This is a genomic window from Sphingopyxis italica (assembly GCF_011926545.1).
Classification (GTDB): Bacteria; Pseudomonadota; Alphaproteobacteria; order Sphingomonadales; family Sphingomonadaceae; genus Sphingopyxis; species Sphingopyxis italica.
The window spans coordinates 74,308-89,880 of the sequence record NZ_JAATIT010000002.1 but is presented as its reverse complement, the minus strand read 5'-3'; the positions used below and the strand labels follow the sequence as shown (position 1 = coordinate 89,880).

The window sequence follows — 15,573 nt, the reverse complement described above, 5'->3', positions numbered from 1 at the left end:
TTTTGATCGCATAAGGAAAAGAACAGCCCTTCGACAAGCTCAGGGCGAACGGGCATGGGTTACGAATGCTGTTTCTGCCATTTCGTCCAGAGATGCTTCGCGAGCATCGCCGGCGGCATGCGCAGCCAGTGCGAGCGGATGTAGAAAGCCTGTTCGAGCAGCGGCTGCGTCACCCGCCCCCAATCGTCGCGCGCGAGCAGGCGGCGGCGGAACCAGATATCAGCGGGATCCTGCCGGTCCCATCCGCCCGGCAGCGCCGCGCCATAAAGGTCGCGCGACAGCCGCGCGGCACGGTGCACCGCATCCTGCAGCCCGTGCAACGCCGCCCGGCCGTCGAGCTGCCTCCAAAACCCAGGATCGGCCGCCGCGAAACCTCGCGTCATCAGGTGAAAATCCCACAGGTTGCGTAAGCCCCCCTGCAGATCGCCGTCGGCGAGCATGTGCGCCGCGCAATGCACCGCCATATCGGTCGGTTGCAGCACCGCAAAGCCGCCGCCGCTCGTCACCGCATCGCTGACCAGCGCGAGCGCGTCGGGTGTGATCCGGTGCGTCTTTGGCAGGATCGTGTGATGGACGTCGATCATGCGGTCGCGGCCCGAGTGAATCATCGGCGGCAGCTCGTGCATGTGTGCGCGGTAATAATGATCGTCATAGGGGTCCGACTTGACCCATTCCCAGCCCGCCTTGAGCAGCGCATTTTCGGCGCGGCGAATGTCGGCCCCGAGCACGAGGATATCGAGGTCGCCGATCTGGCGCCCCGCCGCGCACGTCATATCCGCGGCGGCATAGGCCGCGCCCTTCAGCAGTACGAATTCGATCCCGACCGGCGCGAGCGCGCGGCGCGCCATCTCGGCTTCCCACAAGGCTTGGCGCTGCGCGACCTCCGCCGCCGCCCGCTGGTCGGCGAACAGCGCGGCGACTGCGGGCGGGACGGCGGCGCCGTCAAGCCGGTGCGCGAGCGTCGCGAGCATCGCTTCGCTGCGCGCGACGCCGATCAGGCCGTCCCAGTCACGCGGCCCCAGCGTCGCGGCGTCGCGCCGCCCGGCGAGCAGGTCGACGAAGGCGGCGACGGCGCTCACCGCGCCGCCTCCGCCCATAATTCTTCGACCAGCGCGATCCCCGCCGCGCTGTCGGGATAGGTGATGCCGAACGCCGGCGTTTCGCGGACCATCCGCGTCAGCGCCGCAAATCCAGCCTCGCCGAGCGCGACATAATTGGTCGACGCTTCGGTCAGCCGGACGAAGGCCTCGCCCTCGCCCATCGGTTCAATGCCGGCCGCGCCGCCGAAGCGCGGGAAGAGGAGCAGCGCGGGGCGCGCGGGCGCGTGCATCGCGGCGACCGCGTCGGCGCGCGGGATCAGGTGGCGGATGTCGCCCTTCGGGGTCCCCGCGAGCAAAGGCCCAAGCCGCGCCGGATCGACGCGCGCCGCGACTTCTGCAATGGCTTCGTTCTTGAGGCTCACCGCGCGCGGAAAGGCAAAGGCATCGCCGCCCGCCGGGTCGATCAGCGTGAACTCGTCGCCCATCAGCCGCCAGTCGTCCTCGCCCAGCAGCGCAGCGAGCGTCGATTTGCCCGATCCCGATTCGCCCGACATGATCAGCGCGCGGCCGTCCCTTGCGACCGCGCTCGCGTGAAGCAGCAGGTGCCGCCGCCAGCCGAGCGCAACCTGCAAGTTCATCCCCATCTCGGCGGCGAGCAGCCCCATCGACAGCGGCAGCGGCAGCGCGCCGGGGACGATGAAATCGCCGCCGATATGCACCGACGGCCGCAGCCAGCGCCGCCACGGCCGCGCCGCGAACAGCCGCACCGTCGCGTCGGCGGGGCGCATATCGTCCTGCGGATAGGCCGCATAAAGCCGTTCGAGCGCGGCGACCGGGCCGGCCCAATCGCTGCCGATGCGAAATTGCACCGGGCCGACCGCGATGCGCGCGCTATGCCTCACGCGCGCTCCACCAGTCCCATCGCGGCGAGTTCCGAAAGCCGCTCGGCGAGGATCGGCTGCGCCTCCTCGGCGCTTTCCATATCGAACAGCGCGGCCAGCCGCTCGGCGACGTGCGCGGGCGTGCAGGCGTCGGCGCCCATCGCGTCCAATATTTCGGGCACGGGCGACACGACGAGATGCGTCTGCATCGATCGCCGGTCGAAAATCGCGGTCAGCTCGCCGAGCGGCTCGATACGCAGCGTATCGGCGGGCGCGGCGCGATAGGCGCGATCAGCCATAATCTTCGGCGGCGGCGGTCAGTTTGGCGAGGATCGCCATCATCGTCGCGCGTTCGGCCGCGCTGATGTTCGATTCGAGCTGCGCCTCGCTCGCGAGCGCCGCCGGCACGATCGCGTCATAGAGCGAACGGCCGGTTTCGGTGAGCTCGAGATGATGCGAGCGCCCATCGGCCTCATGCGCCTGGCGCGCGATCAACTGGCGATCCGCGAGAGCCTTGGCGGCGCGATTGACCGTCACCTTGTCCATGCGCGTCGCGGCGACAAGTTCGCGCTGCGTCTTCGGCCGGCCCTCGCCGAGCACCGCCATCAGCCGCCACTCGGGAATCTTCAAACCGAAGCGATTCTCATATTCGGCGGCGATCCGGCTCGACAGGGCGTTCGATGCGATCGACAGGCGATAGGGCAGAAAATTATCGAGATTCAGCTTCTTCGCGGCCATTGCCTTATAATCCCACAGCTTGTTCGATCCCGGCGAGGCCTATCCTATCGCCTGTTTTGAGCCTGTGAAGGCCGGAATGGCGCGAACATCAGAAAGACAGGCGCGCGCCGATCCACAAGGTGCGCGGCGTCGCGCGCTCGACGATGCCCGATGAGGAGATCGCCGCCGGGACCAGTTCGTCGAACAGATTTTCGCCGCGCGCCTCGATGCTGACCGCATCGCTGAACCGCCATGACAGCCCGGCGTTGAGCGTCAGCGCATCATCGAGCGCGAGGAGCCCGAGATCATCCTCATTCTGCCTGCCGATATAGCGCAGCGTCGCGAAGCCGCCCAAGGGGCCTTGCGTATGGCTGCGCAGCGACACGCTGCCGCCATGCTTGGCGATCTGCGCCGGACGGCGGCCGTCGAGCGTTGCCGCACCGCCCGAGGCGTCCACTTCGGCATCGGTAAAGGCATAGGTGGCGCGCAGCGTCGCGGGTCCGATCCGCTGTTCGGCCGCCACCTCGACGCCCTTGCTGTCGATCGCGTCCAGATTCTGCCGCTGGTTGAGGTTCGGCGCGAGCGTCACATTGGCGATCGCGTTCGTCAGGCGGTTGGCGAACAGCGTCGCCGACAATTTCGTGCCGCCGCTTTCCCAATCGGCGCCGACCTCGCCGCCCCACAGCCGTTCGGGCTTCAGCATCTCGTTCGCCATCGTCGTCTCGGCACCGACGCGGAACGGGCGGTAAAGCTCGTTGAGCGTCGGTAGGCGCCAGCCGCGATAGGCGGCGGCGCGCAGCGAAACGCTATCCGACGTCCAGCGCACGCCCGCGCGTCCGCTACCTTCCCACCCCTGCCGCGCGGCAAAGTCGAGGTCGGTGATGACCGGCCCGCCGCCGCGATTGCGCTCGATCCGATGCCCGGTGCCGAGCCACCAGCGATCGACCCGCCCGCTCAGCGTCCAGAGGAAGCCGTCATAGCGGTTGCCCGAGGTCCATTCGGCGAATACCCCGACGGTGTCGCTGCTCCCCCCCGCCATGCGGTGGCGGCCGGGAATGCCGTCGGTGAAAAAGAAATCCTCCTCGGTCCGCCCGACCGTGCGCCGCCAGTCGGCGCCGATACGCAGCGGATTGGCGTCGCCGATCGCGGGACGCAGTTCGAAGCGACCGCCGATACCGGTCGCAGGGATGCGCTGGAACAAGACGGGGTTCGCGCTGTCGCGCCCCGCCCCGACGCTCGCGAAGCCGCTCTCGAAATCGCGGAGCTGGATATAGCCGAGCGCGAGCCATTGGGTCGCACCAGCGGGGTCGTGGACGAACCGCACGCTGGCATCGAGGCCGTCGGTCCTGCTCGCCGTGAAATCGACCCCGCGGTCGCGCCGGTCGGAGAAGCCACGGACGCTCGCCTCGATCCGGCTGGCGTCGCCGGCATCGAAACGCAGGCGAAGTCCTAGCCCGCCCTGCTCATAGGGCGCCGCGCGGTCGGCCTCGCCGCGCTGGCCCTGCGCGACGGGGATGAATCCGTCGCCGCGGCTGTAGCGGCCATCTACGGCGACCTGCCCGCCGCCGATCTCGCCACCGACCGACGCCGACGCGTCCCAGCCGTCGCGGCTGCCATAGGCGAGACTCGCTTCGGCGCCGTCGGTCATCGTCGAATGGAGGCCGATCGTCCCCGCCAGCGCGCCGGGACCGTCGGCGCCGCTCCCGCCGCCGCGCGTCACGACGATGCCGCCGAGGTTGATCGCGTCATAGGCGCTCCACGCGACCCAGCCGCCGAACGGATCGGCCTGCGGCACGCCGTCCAATGTCACCAGCGCGCGGCTCGACGCATTGCCGCCGAGGCCGCGGAGCGTCACGCCCTGACTCGTCGGATGCGCCGAGCGGCCGTCGGAGCGGCGGAACTGGACGATCCCAGCTTCATCGCGGAGCCTGTTCTCGACGCGCGCGCCGAAGCCCGGGTCGACATCGAGCAGGATCGCCGAGGATTGGACGAGGTCGCTGTTCGGCGCCCGGAGCATCCCGCTTCCCGAAACGACGATCTCTTCGCGGGAAACCACCCGCGCCGGGATGACGATCTCCTTGTCTTCCCTTTCCTCGGCCATCGCCGCCGCAGGCAGCGCCAGCGCGAGGGTCCCCGTCAGAAGGCGGATCACGCGGGCTTGACCGCGTCGGGATGCGCCTTCTTGAACGCGTCATGCTCCATGCACGCCGCGTCGATCGCGACCAATCGCGGATAATCGTCGAGCGGGGTGTCGAACCGCCGTGCATTATACATCTGCGGGATGAGGCAGCAGTCGGCGATCCCCGGCGTATCGCCGCCAAGGAAGCGCCCCTCGCCCGCCATCGCTTCCAGCGCGTCGAAGCCTTCGACGATCCAGTGGCGATACCAGCGGTCCTTGGTCTGCTCGTTGAGCCCAAGGTCGCGCTTCAGATATTTGAGCACGCGGAGATTGTTGAGCGGATGGATGTCGCTCGCAATCACCTGCGCGCGCGCGAGCGCGACCGCGCGCGGCATCGCGTCCTCGGGGATCAGCCGCGGTTCGGGATAGGCGCGGTCGAGCCAGTCGATGATCGCCATGCTCTGGATGATCGGTTCGCCATCGACGACGAGCATCGGGACAAAGCCCTGCGCATTCTGTTCGAGAAAGGCGTCGCTGCGCTGCTCGCCCGCGATCAGGCTGACCTCGACGCGATCATAGTCGAGCCCCTTGAGGTTCAGCGCGATGCGGACGCGAAAGCTGGCCGAGGAACGGAAATAATCGTGGAGGACGAGATTGGTCATAAGGTTCAGCGCGTCCCCATTTGATCGTCATCCCGGCGAAGGCCGGGATCTCGACGATGCGTCAGGCCGCAAGGGTGAGATCCCGGCCTTCGCCGGGACGACGAATATGAGTGGGATGGGTTTCGTTCAACCCTGATCAATGCCTAATTCCGCGCATCCTTCGGCATCTCGGCAATCCATTGCCGGAGTAGCGCCGCGCCCTCCTTGTGCACTGTCGATCGCCCGACCTCGGGCATCGCGATGCCGGGATCGGTGCTTTCGAGGCGATAGATGAGGAAACTGTCGTCGGGATCGCCCGGTGCGATCGCGAATTCCATCCCGCCGCTGCCGCGCCCTGCCGCCGTCGGCCGCTTGCCGATACCATAGTTGACGCCGGTCGGATCGTCGGTCCAGCGCAGGAACAGCCCGCTGTTCGACGCGCTGCCCGCGGGATTGTGGCAATGCGCGCAATTGACGTCGAGATAGGCGCGGGCGCGGGTTTCTACGCTGCCCGCCTTGGGATCGTCCCATTGCGGCATGATGGGCCTCAGCGCCGCCGGATTCTCGAAATATACTGAGCGCATCGTCTTGATCTCGTCAGGGAATATGAAATTGCGCGCTTTCGGACCAATCGGCACGATCGCGCCGTTCAGGCTATGGCATTCCTTGCATTGATTTTTGTTCGGCACCCCATAGCGGATGGTGTGGACATCACCGCCCGGACTCTTGAAGGTCACGGGAACACGGCGTCCGCCAAGCGCCAACGTCGCGTCCTTGCCGTCGGCATCCCAGATATATGGCAGCGCAACCCAGCCCGAAGCGCGGTGGATTAACAGTCGCGTCTCGACCGGCCGGCCTTCGTTCACGTCGGCCCAGCCGAAGCTTTTGATCAGCACCGTTCCCACCGGAAACTCGATCGTGCCGTCGGCCAGCACCCTCGCCTGCTTGCCGTCGGGAATTGAGACGAAACGATGCTTGTCGGTATAGTCGCTGAACAGCGACGTGCGCAGCGTATAGCTGAAACTCACCAGCGGCGCCTCGGGACCGAACGGAAAGAGGCCGAACGCAGAAAGTTTTTGCGGGATCGCGTCACTTTCGATGACGCGCTGCTTGCCGTCGGGTAATGGCACGGTCGCCCCGCCGCTCGAACAGAGCAGCGCCGCGGCCAGCGCGGCGAAAACGCGTCTCACCGGACCTTCGCCTCCATGCTTTCGGGCAGCGTGATCGCCGGCAGCGCCGCCGGAACCGTTCCCTTCGACAAGTCGACGGGTGCGGGCTTCGCTTCGCTCTGCGGCGTCGCCACGTCGGGCAGATTCAGCGACAGAACCCCGACCGGATCGAGCACGACCGCGTCGCCCGCGCCATCCCACAATATCGGCGGAATGCTGCCGCCCATCGCCGCCGCGATCTGCTCGCCGCCGGGGAATTTGGGCGCATAGCCCGCCTTGCCATGCTGGTTGCCGCGTACGACGATTGCGCGAGGCAGCGGCTGATATTTCGGGTCCTTATGCTCGTAGCGATAGCCGACGATCATCACATTGGTGGTGCCGTTATTGTCGAAGACATTGTCGAAAATCTCGACATTGCGGTTCGCCATCACGAGCACCCCGGTGCCCGTCGGTACGCTCGCGACGATATTGCCCTTCGGCGCGAAATTGGGCGTGCTGTTGTCGTTCACGACATTTTCGAAAACGCGGACATTGTGCCCGCCCTGCATCGGCAGGCTCGGCAGGTCGAACACCAGGATTCCGCCGGTGTTTTTCGTCGCGATATTGTCGTGGACATCGGCGTCATAGCTGTTCTCGATCTCGATCCCCGCGACATTCTCGGTCGCGATCGAATCGCGGACGACGATATTCTTCGACTGGCCGACGTATATGCCGGCGTCCGACGCGCCGCGGACATAGACGCTGTCGATCAGCACGTCGGTGCTTTCGACCGGATAGATGCCATAGGCGCCGTTCGTTTCCTTTGGCCCGGCGGTCCATTCGACGCGCAGCTTGTGATAGACGATGCGGTCGGCGCCCTTCGACTTGATCCCGTCGCCCTTCGTGTTGAGCACCGCGAATTCGGTGAGCAGCACATCGTCGGAGGTGACGAGCAGCCCTTCGCCCGCGCCCTGCTGCCCTGCAAAGTCGAGGACCGACCCGCCTGCACCCGCCCCGGCGCCGCGCACCGTGACATTCGCGACGTCGAGCGACAGGCCGTCGGTCAGCGTCCAGGTGCCGGCGTCCAGTTGCACCGTATCGCCCGGCTCGGCGAGGATCAGCGCTTCTTGCAGCTTTTCATTGGCATCGGGCGTTGTCGCACTGACGCTGATCACTTTCGCCGCCGCCGGCTGGGCGGCAAGCGCCGCCACGATGCAAAGCGTCGCCGCGTGGTGGCTGAGGCCATGGAATCGCATATGTCTCTCCCCTGATTTTGCGGGAGCATGCTGCAAGACTTGACGGAAGCCAAGCGATGTTGCTGACATATGTGTAGCTAACCGGGGAGAGGTCGCTTGATTCACAGAATGGGACTGGCGCTTGTCGCCTTGATTGCCGCGCCAGCGGTCGCGGCGGCGCCCGCGCCGCTGTCGGGACGCTGGAAAACCGACGACGGCAAGGGCATCGTTGCGATGACGAAGTGCGGCGCGAAGATGTGCGGCCGCGTCGCCGAACTTCTGATCAAGGAGCCCGCCGGCGGCCAGCGCGACGAGCGCAACCCCGACAAGGCGAAGCGCGGCCGCATGGTCGAGGGGCTGCAGATCTATTGGGATCTCGTGCCGCATGGCGACGGCTGGAAGGGCGAAGGCTATAGTCCCGAGGACGGCCGCTATTACAACGCCCACCTGCGGGTAAAAGGCAACAAGCTGACGATGAAGGGCTGCGTGTCGGTATTCTGCCGCACCGTCACGTGGACGCGGGTCGGATAATCGCCCTTTTATGTTCCGTTCGTGTCGAGCGAAGTCGAGACACCCATAAGGCATAAGGGTCCGATGGGCATCTCGACTTCGCTCGATGCGAACGGAAATATTGGCCCGCTTACGAGTTTTCGCCCAAAACCCAATCCACGCCCGCCGCGACGTGAATGCGCGTCGTGTCGTAGATCGGCAGGACATTGGCATCTGTATCGACCAGCATCACCAGTTCGGTGCAGGCGAGCACCACCGCCTGCACGTCCTGCTTCGCGATGTCGGTGATGAAGGTCTTCATCGTGCGGCGCGAGCTTTCGTTGACCTTGCCGAGCATCAGCTCCTCATAGATGATCCGGTCGATCTCGTCGGCGCGGCTCGTGTCATAGGGGGCGAGCGTCAGCCCGTGGCGGACGAGCCGCTGGCGGAACCATGGTTCGGTCATTACGCCCCGCGTGCCGATCACCGCCGCCGCCTTGATCCCGTCGGCCTTCATCTTCTCGCCGGTCTCGTCGACGATATGGAGGATCGGGATCGAGATCGCCGCGGCGACATCCTCGGCGACCTTGTGCATCGAATTGGCCGCGATCATCAGCGCGGTCGCGCCCGCCGCCTCCAGCCGCTGCGCCGAAGCGATCAGCACCTCCTTGGCATGCGTCCATTGCTCGGCCGTGGTGATGCGCGACAGCTCGCAATAGTTCAGGCTCTCCAACAGGATCGGCGCCGAACAGGCGGTGCCGAGGCGCTTTTGCACCCCCTTGTTGAGATGGCGGTAATAAAGCTCGGTCGACGCCCAGCTCATTCCCCCGATCAGGCCGATTTTACGCATAATTCCTCCGTTGGTCGCGGCACCGGCCCGCTCCCCCACCCGGCCTCCCTAAAATAGCAAACTATGGGAGGCCGGGTGGGGGAGCGGGCCGGTGCCGCCTGCGCCGTCAGGCGCAGAAACTCAATGCCCGCTGCCGCTCAGCGCCTTGACGATATCGTCGGCCATCTTCTTCGCATCGCCGAGCAGCATCATCGTCTGGTCCATATAGAAAACGTCGTTGTCGACGCCGGCATAGCCGACCCCGCCCATCGAGCGCTTCACGAACAGCACCGTCTTCGCCTTTTCGACGTCGAGCACGGGCATGCCGTAAATCGGCGACGTCTTGTCGGTTTTCGCCGCCGGGTTGGTCACATCGTTCGCGCCGATGACGAAAGCAACGTCGCACTGGGCGAACTCGCCGTTGATGTCCTCCAGCTCGAACACCTCGTCATAGGGAACATTCGCCTCGGCGAGCAGGACGTTCATATGGCCCGGCATACGCCCTGCGACCGGGTGGATCGCATATTTGACGTTCACGCCTTCCTTCTTGAGCTGGTCGGCCATTTCGCGCAGCGTGTGCTGCGCCTGCGCGACGGCCATGCCGTAACCGGGAACGATGATGACATTCTCGGCCTGGCTCATCAGGAAGGCGGCGTCTTCGGCGCTGCCCGGCTTCCACGGGCGCTGTTCCTTTGAACCGCCCGCGCCCGCCGCCGCATCGTCGCCGCCGAAGCCGCCGGCGATCACGCTGATGAAGCTGCGGTTCATCGCGCGGCACATGATGTACGACAGGATCGCACCCGACGAGCCGACGAGCGCGCCGGTGATGATCATCGCGGTGTTGCCGAGCGTGAAGCCCATCGCCGCCGCGGCCCAGCCCGAATAGCTGTTGAGCATCGACACGACGACCGGCATGTCGGCGCCGCCGATCGGGATGATCAGCAGGAAACCGATCGCGAAGCTGAGCCCCATGATCGTCCAGAACAGCCATTGCGGCTGATAGCCGCTGGCGAACACTCCGATCAAAGCCAAGATGGCGACGAGGGTTCCAAGATTGATAATGTGCCGTCCGGGCAGCATGATTGGTGCGCCCGACATATTTCCGTTCAATTTGAGGAAGGCGATGACCGATCCGGAAAAGGTGATCGCGCCGATTGCCACGCCGAGCCCCATTTCGATCGCGCTGACCGAATTGATCCATTCGACCCGATCACCCCCGACGATCGCTCCGCCAGAACCAGCATAGTCGGTGAACAATACGCTCATCCCGATCCCGAAGGCTTCCGGGTTCAGAAAGGCCGCAGCTCCAACCGCGACCGCAGCAAGACCGACGAGGCTGTGGAACGCCGCGACGAGCTGCGGCATTGCGGTCATCGCGATCTTACGCGCCATCACAATACCGATGACGGCGCCGATCGCGATAGCACCGAGAATCTCGGCCATCGCGACCGGATCGACCCCGGCGAAACTGTTCGTCGCATCGCCAGTTTTCCAAGGCACATGCGTCAGGAGTGTCGTGACGACCGCGATCGTCATCCCCGCCATGCCGAAACGGTTGCCGCGCTGCGACGAAGCCGGGCTCGATAGCCCGCGCAGCGCAAGGATGAAGAAGACGCCCGCGATCAGATAGGCGGTCGCCGCCCAAGGGTTCACGGCGCCGTGGCCGCCGGTGACGGCGGAAAGGATCGACTGGAATTCCATCTCAGCGCTCCTTCTTCTTGTACATCGCCAACATGCGCGCCGTGACGGCGAAACCGCCGAAAATATTGATGCTCGCCATCACGACCGCGGCAAGGCCGAGCCATTTCGACGAGGCCGATCCCGCGGCGGCGCTCGCAATCAGCGCGCCGACGATGATGACCGAGGAAATGGCATTGGTGACGCTCATCAGCGGCGTGTGCAGCGCCGGGGTCACCGACCAGACGACGAAATAGCCGACGAAGCACGCAAGTACGAAAATCGAAAAAATCGCGATAAAATCCACGGGCTCGCTCCCCTGCTGATTCCGTTTCGCGCACCTCTTGCCGCGCGCGGTCCGACCTGTCGACTCCAAAGCGGGAAAAAGAGGCGCCCGCGTTTCGCAAGGAGAGAAATGCGGGCGCCTTTCGACATAAAATATCATTGTCGACGCCTTGGGCTTGGGCAATCGAACGTCTTTGTTGGGGGTGGAGCGGACGTTGCCACTCTGCAACCCTCGTCATTCCCGCGAAAGCGGGAACCCAGTAGCGACGGTTGCTCGCTGGGTTCCCGCTTTCGCGGGAATGACGAAGTAAGGAAAGGGCAGCTTCCGGCCGAAACCCACCGGTCGGCATCGCACCGACCGCAAGCCGTCTACATCGCCGGCACCAACACTGCATCGATGACATGGACGACGCCGTTCGACTGCGCGAGATCGGCGCCGGTCACCGCCGCCTTGTTGCCGCTGCTGCTCGTCAGCACGATCGCATTGCCGCTTTTCGTCGCGGTCAGTTCCTGCCCGCCGGCGGTGGTGAGCACGGCCTTGCCGCCGCCCTCGGCGATCTTCGCGGTCAGATCGGCGGCGGTCAGCTTGCCCGGGACGATATGATAGTTGAGCACGCCCGCGAGCACCGCCTTCTGCGCCGGGCGCATCCATCCGTCGCGCGTCACCGGCGGCACCTGCGTAAATCCGGCGTCGGTCGGCGCAAAGAGCGTGAACGGCCCCGCGCCCGACAGCGTCGCGGCGAGGCCCGCCGTCTGAAGCGCGCCGGCGAGCGTCTTGTGCAGCGGCGATGCCGCGACATTCGCGGCGATCGTCGTCCCGGCGTTCATCGCGCTGCCCGACGAGATCGCGTCGGCGACCGAGGCGCCGCCGGCGTCCGATGCCGGTGCGTCGGACTTGCCGCATCCCGCGAGCAGCATCGCGGCCGCAACCGACGCCATCAGAAAACAGCTCTTCATCGTCATCCTCGCTAAACGGTCCCGGCCGAATCGGCCGCGCGTCGGCATCAACACGGCGTTGATGACAGGAATATTACCGGCGGCGCGCGATCGCCGAGCGCGGACCGGCCAACGACGCAACCATGGCCGCGAGAGGCGCGTTCCAAGCGCAGCAACAGAAAGGAACCGATATGCGCATGCCCCTCATCCTCGCCAGTGCGACCCTGCTCCTCGCGGCCTGTGGCGACAAAAATGAGGCCGCCGAAGAAAAGCTCGAGCGCGCGGCCGAAACGAGCGCCACGGTGGCGGGCCCCGTCCCGGCGGCGCTCGGGCTGAGCGAGGCGCAGCTGCTCGACGCCGAAATCGTCGGCGCCGATGGCCAGGAGCTTGGCGACGTCGCGCAGGTCCTGCGCGATGCGAGCGACAAGGTCGACCGGCTGCTGGTCGAGATCGAGGACAGCAACCCCGATCGTTACGTCCATGTCCCGATCGCCGGGTTGAAAACCATCGTGCGCGGCGACGACACCGATTTGCGGACCACGATGACGAAGGCCGACCTTGCCGGCCTGCCCGAAGTCAAGCTGCCCGCCCCCTGATCGAAGGCGGCCACCGAAGCGACGACGTCAGCCGAGCAGCCGCTCGTTCACGACCTTGCCGCCCTGCGTCAGGCGCACGGCATTGCCGATTTCCTCGTCGAGCACGGGCTTGCCCTGCTCCTTATCCCAGAAGGCCGAGAGGAAATTGAAGAGGTTGCGGCTGAACAGCGCGCTGGTGTCGGCGGGCATCAGCGCCGCGATATTCTTCGCGCCGATCACGGTGACGCCGTGGATCTTCTTCGCCTCGCCCGACACCGAACCTTCGACATTGCCGCCGCTTTCGGCCGCCATGTCGACGATCACGCTGCCGCTGCGCATGGTCGCAAGCTGTGCGTCCGAAATCAGCCGCGGCGCGGGGCGCCCCGGGATCAGGGCGGTGGTGATGACAATGTCCTGTTTGGCGATGTGCGACGAGACGAGCTCGGCCTGCGCCGCCTTATATTCGTCGGACATTTCGGTGGCATAGCCGCCCGCACCCTCACCCTCGATCCCCGCGACGCTCTCGACGAAGATCGGCTTGGCGCCGAGCGACATGATCTGTTCCTTGGTCGCGGCGCGCACGTCGGTCGCGCTGACCTGTGCGCCGAGGCGGCGCGCAGTCGCGATCGCCTGCAGCCCCGCGACACCGACACCCATCACGAACGCCTTGGCCGCGCTGACGGTGCCCGCGGCGGTCATCATCATCGGAAAGGCGCGGCCATAGGCGTTCGCCGCCATCAGCACCGCCTTGTAGCCCGCGAGGTTCGCCTGGCTGGAAAGAATGTCCATCGACTGCGCGCGCGTGATACGCGGCATGAATTCCATCGCCAGCGCCTCGAGCCCGAGCTTGGCATAGTCGTCGATGCGGGCGCGCTCACCGAACGGATTGAGCCCGGCGGCGAGCCACGCGCCGTCGGCGAAGCCCGACACGCTTTTCGGGTCGGGGCCCTGCACGCCGAGGATGATGTTCGCGCCCTTCAGCGCGTCGGCGCGGCTGCCGACGCTCGCACCCGCGGCGCTATAATCGGCATCGGCGATCGAGGCCTCAACGCCCGCCCCCGACTCGATGGCAACTTCGGCGCCCAGGCCGATGAATTTCTTCACGGTTTCGGGAGTCGCGGCGACGCGGGCCTCGCCCTCGGCGAGTTCCTTCAGAACGGCGATGCGCATGCGCGAAGCCCGGTCAGGAGGCGAGGAGAAGGACGACGACGAGCACCGCCACCGCGCTGATGATCGACCCGATTTTCAGCAGGCTGAGGAAACCCGAATAGGTTTCGTTCGCTGCCTTCATTTCCTGCTGTGCCATCGCTTTTCCCCTATTACGCCTGTTTGCTGTGCGCGAACGCACAGCGCAGCGCCCAGAATCGGTTATCGCGCCGGTCTTAGCCACGCACCTCGCGATGCTCAAGTGCGGGTTTGGCTCCATCACGCCCCTGTGGCAAAAGAGGATTGGCCTTAATCGCCCTTTTACCCCTATCGGATAGATATGCGTCCCACAGCAGAACAGAGCCGTAGCAATGCCGATTCAGGGGGCAGATTCGAAACGATGACGAACACGCGCGACACGCGAATGGTGATGATCGTCGACAGCGAGCCTGCCCAGCAGCGCTTTCTCGCCGCGCTGGCCTCGCGCGGCGGTTGGCGCAGCGTGATCGCGCCCGACACCGACACCGCGCTCGCCAAGCTCGGCACGCAGGAAGGCATGGCGCTCGATGCGGTGCTCGTCGATCAGGGCGCGCCGGGCATGGATATTTCCGAATTCGTCGCCGAACTGCGCCGTTGGCGTCCCGCGCTGCCGCTCGTCGTCATCACGATGCGCAACGGCGTCGAGGTCGCGGTCGGCGCGATGCGGGCGGGGGCGAGCGACTTCGTCCAGAAACCGATCGCGCCCGACCGGCTGCTCGAGGCGCTCGACCGCGTCGTATCGACCGGCGGCCCGCAGGGCGAGCTTCGTCCGCTCACCGAAAAACTGCGCGCGCCGCTCGCCTTCGAGGAAATCATCGGGTCGAGCCCCAATTTCCGCAGCGCGCTGGCAATCGCTGCCAAGGCCGCGCGCGCGCGCGTGCCGGTGATGATCAACGGCAAGCCCGGCACCGGCAAGGAAGTCTTCGCCCGCGCCATCCACAGCGCGAGCCCGCGCGCGCGCGGGCAGCTCGTGATGGTCGATTGTTCGGCGGTTTCGCCCGGGCTGATCGGATCGGGGCTGTTCGGCCACGAACGCGGCGCCTTTCCGGGCGCGTTCGACCGCCAGGTCGGCCGGCTCGTGCAGGCCGACGGCGGCAGCATCATCATCGACCATGTCGAGTGCATCCCGCTCGAAACGCAGGCGAAGCTCGTCGAATTTCTGAACTCGGGCGAAGTGCAGATGATCGGCGGTTCGATCCGCCAGAGCGTCGATGTGCGCATCATCGCGACGAGCACCAGCCCGCTCGACAAGCTGATCGAGGCGGGTCACTTCCGCGAGGATCTGTTCTACGCGCTGTCGAGCGCGCAATTCACTCTGCCCTCGCTTTCGGAACGCCGCGGCGACGTCGGCCCGCTTGCACGCCACCTGCTCGCGCGCATCGGCGGGCTGCCCGGCATGGGACCGATCGGGGTCACCGACGACGCGCTGCGTCTGCTCGCCGCCTATGCCTGGCCGGGCAATGTCCGCCAGTTACAGGATGTGCTGTTCCGCGCTGCGGTCGAAAGCAAGACCGACGTGCTGACCAGCGCCGATTTCCGCGCGATCGAAGCGACACTCGGCGGCGGCGTGAGCGGCGACAGCAACGTCGCGATCAACGGCGAGGCGATCGGCGTCACCCTGTATCTGCCCGACGGCAATTTGCGGCCGCTCGAAGAGATCGAGGCCGATGTCATCCGCCTCGCGATCGGCCATTATCGCGGCCGGATGAGCGAAGTCGCGCGCCGCCTCGGCATCGGCCGCTCGACGCTTTACCGCAAATTGAGCGATCTCGGGATCGACACCGCGGCCTGACGCGCGCTTGGCTCGCCCGAGCCG

General features: G+C 66.0%; 17 protein-coding genes. 3 read left to right on the top strand and 14 right to left on the bottom strand.

Going from position 1 to position 15,573, the window contains the following annotated elements; all coding sequences use genetic code 11:
• Positions 1-59 precede the first annotated feature (59 nt).
• From GGR90_RS08015 to GGR90_RS07980, 8 genes are all read right to left on the bottom strand, one after another.
• The gene (locus GGR90_RS08015) at positions 60-1,079 is read right to left on the bottom strand and encodes a nucleotidyltransferase domain-containing protein (RefSeq protein ID WP_342449914.1); all 1,020 of its coding nucleotides are present in this window, start codon (positions 1,077-1,079) and stop codon (positions 60-62) included.
• Entirely contained in the window at positions 1,076-1,942 is an 867-nt protein-coding gene (locus GGR90_RS08010) for an HprK-related kinase A (RefSeq protein WP_167920932.1), read from the bottom strand. Before GGR90_RS08010 ends, GGR90_RS08015 begins: the two co-directional genes overlap by 4 nt.
• Positions 1,939-2,220, bottom strand: a complete 282-nt coding sequence (locus GGR90_RS19440) for an HPr-rel-A system PqqD family peptide chaperone (protein WP_167920931.1) — start codon at positions 2,218-2,220, stop codon at positions 1,939-1,941. The genes GGR90_RS08010 and GGR90_RS19440 overlap by 4 nt, the downstream gene beginning before the upstream one ends.
• Positions 2,213-2,659, bottom strand: a complete 447-nt coding sequence (locus GGR90_RS08000; protein WP_167920930.1) for a MarR family winged helix-turn-helix transcriptional regulator — start codon at positions 2,657-2,659, stop codon at positions 2,213-2,215. Before GGR90_RS08000 ends, GGR90_RS19440 begins: the two co-directional genes overlap by 8 nt.
• 88 nt (positions 2,660-2,747) lie before the next feature.
• Positions 2,748-4,790, bottom strand: a complete 2,043-nt coding sequence (locus tag GGR90_RS07995) for a TonB-dependent receptor domain-containing protein (protein WP_167920929.1) — start codon at positions 4,788-4,790, stop codon at positions 2,748-2,750.
• Positions 4,787-5,419 (bottom strand): maleylacetoacetate isomerase, encoded by a 633-nt coding sequence (gene maiA, locus GGR90_RS07990; RefSeq protein WP_167920928.1) that lies wholly within the window; start codon positions 5,417-5,419, stop codon positions 4,787-4,789. The genes GGR90_RS07995 and maiA overlap by 4 nt, the downstream gene beginning before the upstream one ends.
• Positions 5,420-5,562: 143 nt before the next feature.
• Positions 5,563-6,588: an SO2930 family diheme c-type cytochrome gene (locus tag GGR90_RS07985; RefSeq protein WP_167920927.1), complete on the bottom strand. Its 1,026-nt coding sequence runs from the start codon at positions 6,586-6,588 to the stop codon at positions 5,563-5,565.
• Positions 6,585-7,802, bottom strand: coding sequence for a parallel beta-helix domain-containing protein (locus GGR90_RS07980; RefSeq protein WP_167920926.1), 1,218 nt, complete (start codon positions 7,800-7,802; stop codon positions 6,585-6,587). Before GGR90_RS07980 ends, GGR90_RS07985 begins: the two co-directional genes overlap by 4 nt.
• 108 nt (positions 7,803-7,910) lie before the next feature.
• Here GGR90_RS07980 and GGR90_RS07975 point away from each other — a divergent pair, with 108 nt between their 5' ends.
• Positions 7,911-8,312, top strand: a complete 402-nt coding sequence (locus GGR90_RS07975; RefSeq protein ID WP_167920925.1) for a DUF2147 domain-containing protein — start codon at positions 7,911-7,913, stop codon at positions 8,310-8,312.
• A 109-nt stretch (positions 8,313-8,421) separates the two neighbouring features.
• On the opposite strand, the gene GGR90_RS07970 is transcribed toward GGR90_RS07975, so the two are convergent.
• The 4 genes from GGR90_RS07970 to GGR90_RS07955 all read right to left on the bottom strand — a co-directional run bounded on the left by GGR90_RS07970 (position 8,422) and on the right by GGR90_RS07955 (position 12,018).
• Positions 8,422-9,120 carry an aspartate/glutamate racemase family protein gene (locus GGR90_RS07970; RefSeq protein WP_167920924.1) on the bottom strand — a complete coding sequence of 233 codons (699 nt, stop codon included), beginning with the start codon at positions 9,118-9,120 and terminating at the stop codon, positions 8,422-8,424.
• A gap of 120 nt (positions 9,121-9,240) precedes the next feature.
• Positions 9,241-10,800: an NAD(P)(+) transhydrogenase (Re/Si-specific) subunit beta gene (locus GGR90_RS07965; RefSeq protein WP_167920923.1), complete on the bottom strand. Its 1,560-nt coding sequence runs from the start codon at positions 10,798-10,800 to the stop codon at positions 9,241-9,243.
• Between the two features lies 1 nt (position 10,801).
• Positions 10,802-11,083 carry a proton-translocating transhydrogenase family protein gene (locus tag GGR90_RS07960; RefSeq protein ID WP_039573456.1) on the bottom strand — a complete coding sequence of 94 codons (282 nt, stop codon included), beginning with the start codon at positions 11,081-11,083 and terminating at the stop codon, positions 10,802-10,804.
• A gap of 347 nt (positions 11,084-11,430) precedes the next feature.
• Positions 11,431-12,018, bottom strand: coding sequence for a fasciclin domain-containing protein (locus GGR90_RS07955; RefSeq protein ID WP_245198535.1), 588 nt, complete (start codon positions 12,016-12,018; stop codon positions 11,431-11,433).
• A gap of 170 nt (positions 12,019-12,188) precedes the next feature.
• Between GGR90_RS07955 and GGR90_RS07950 the strand changes: the two genes are divergently transcribed.
• Positions 12,189-12,593, top strand: a complete 405-nt coding sequence (locus GGR90_RS07950; RefSeq protein WP_167920921.1) for a PRC-barrel domain containing protein — start codon at positions 12,189-12,191, stop codon at positions 12,591-12,593.
• Positions 12,594-12,620: 27 nt separating this feature from the next.
• On the opposite strand, the gene GGR90_RS07945 is transcribed toward GGR90_RS07950, so the two are convergent.
• Both GGR90_RS07945 and GGR90_RS07940 read right to left on the bottom strand, forming a co-directional pair.
• Complete coding sequence (locus GGR90_RS07945) at positions 12,621-13,742, bottom strand: NAD(P) transhydrogenase subunit alpha (RefSeq protein ID WP_167920920.1); 1,122 nt, start codon at positions 13,740-13,742, stop codon at positions 12,621-12,623.
• Between the two features lie 13 nt (positions 13,743-13,755).
• Positions 13,756-13,878 (bottom strand): aa3-type cytochrome c oxidase subunit IV, encoded by a 123-nt coding sequence (locus GGR90_RS07940; RefSeq protein WP_167920919.1) that lies wholly within the window; start codon positions 13,876-13,878, stop codon positions 13,756-13,758.
• Positions 13,879-14,118: 240 nt separating this feature from the next.
• Here GGR90_RS07940 and GGR90_RS07935 point away from each other — a divergent pair, with 240 nt between their 5' ends.
• Positions 14,119-15,549, top strand: coding sequence for a sigma-54-dependent transcriptional regulator (locus GGR90_RS07935; protein WP_167920918.1), 1,431 nt, complete (start codon positions 14,119-14,121; stop codon positions 15,547-15,549).
• Positions 15,550-15,573: the final 24 nt, after the last annotated feature.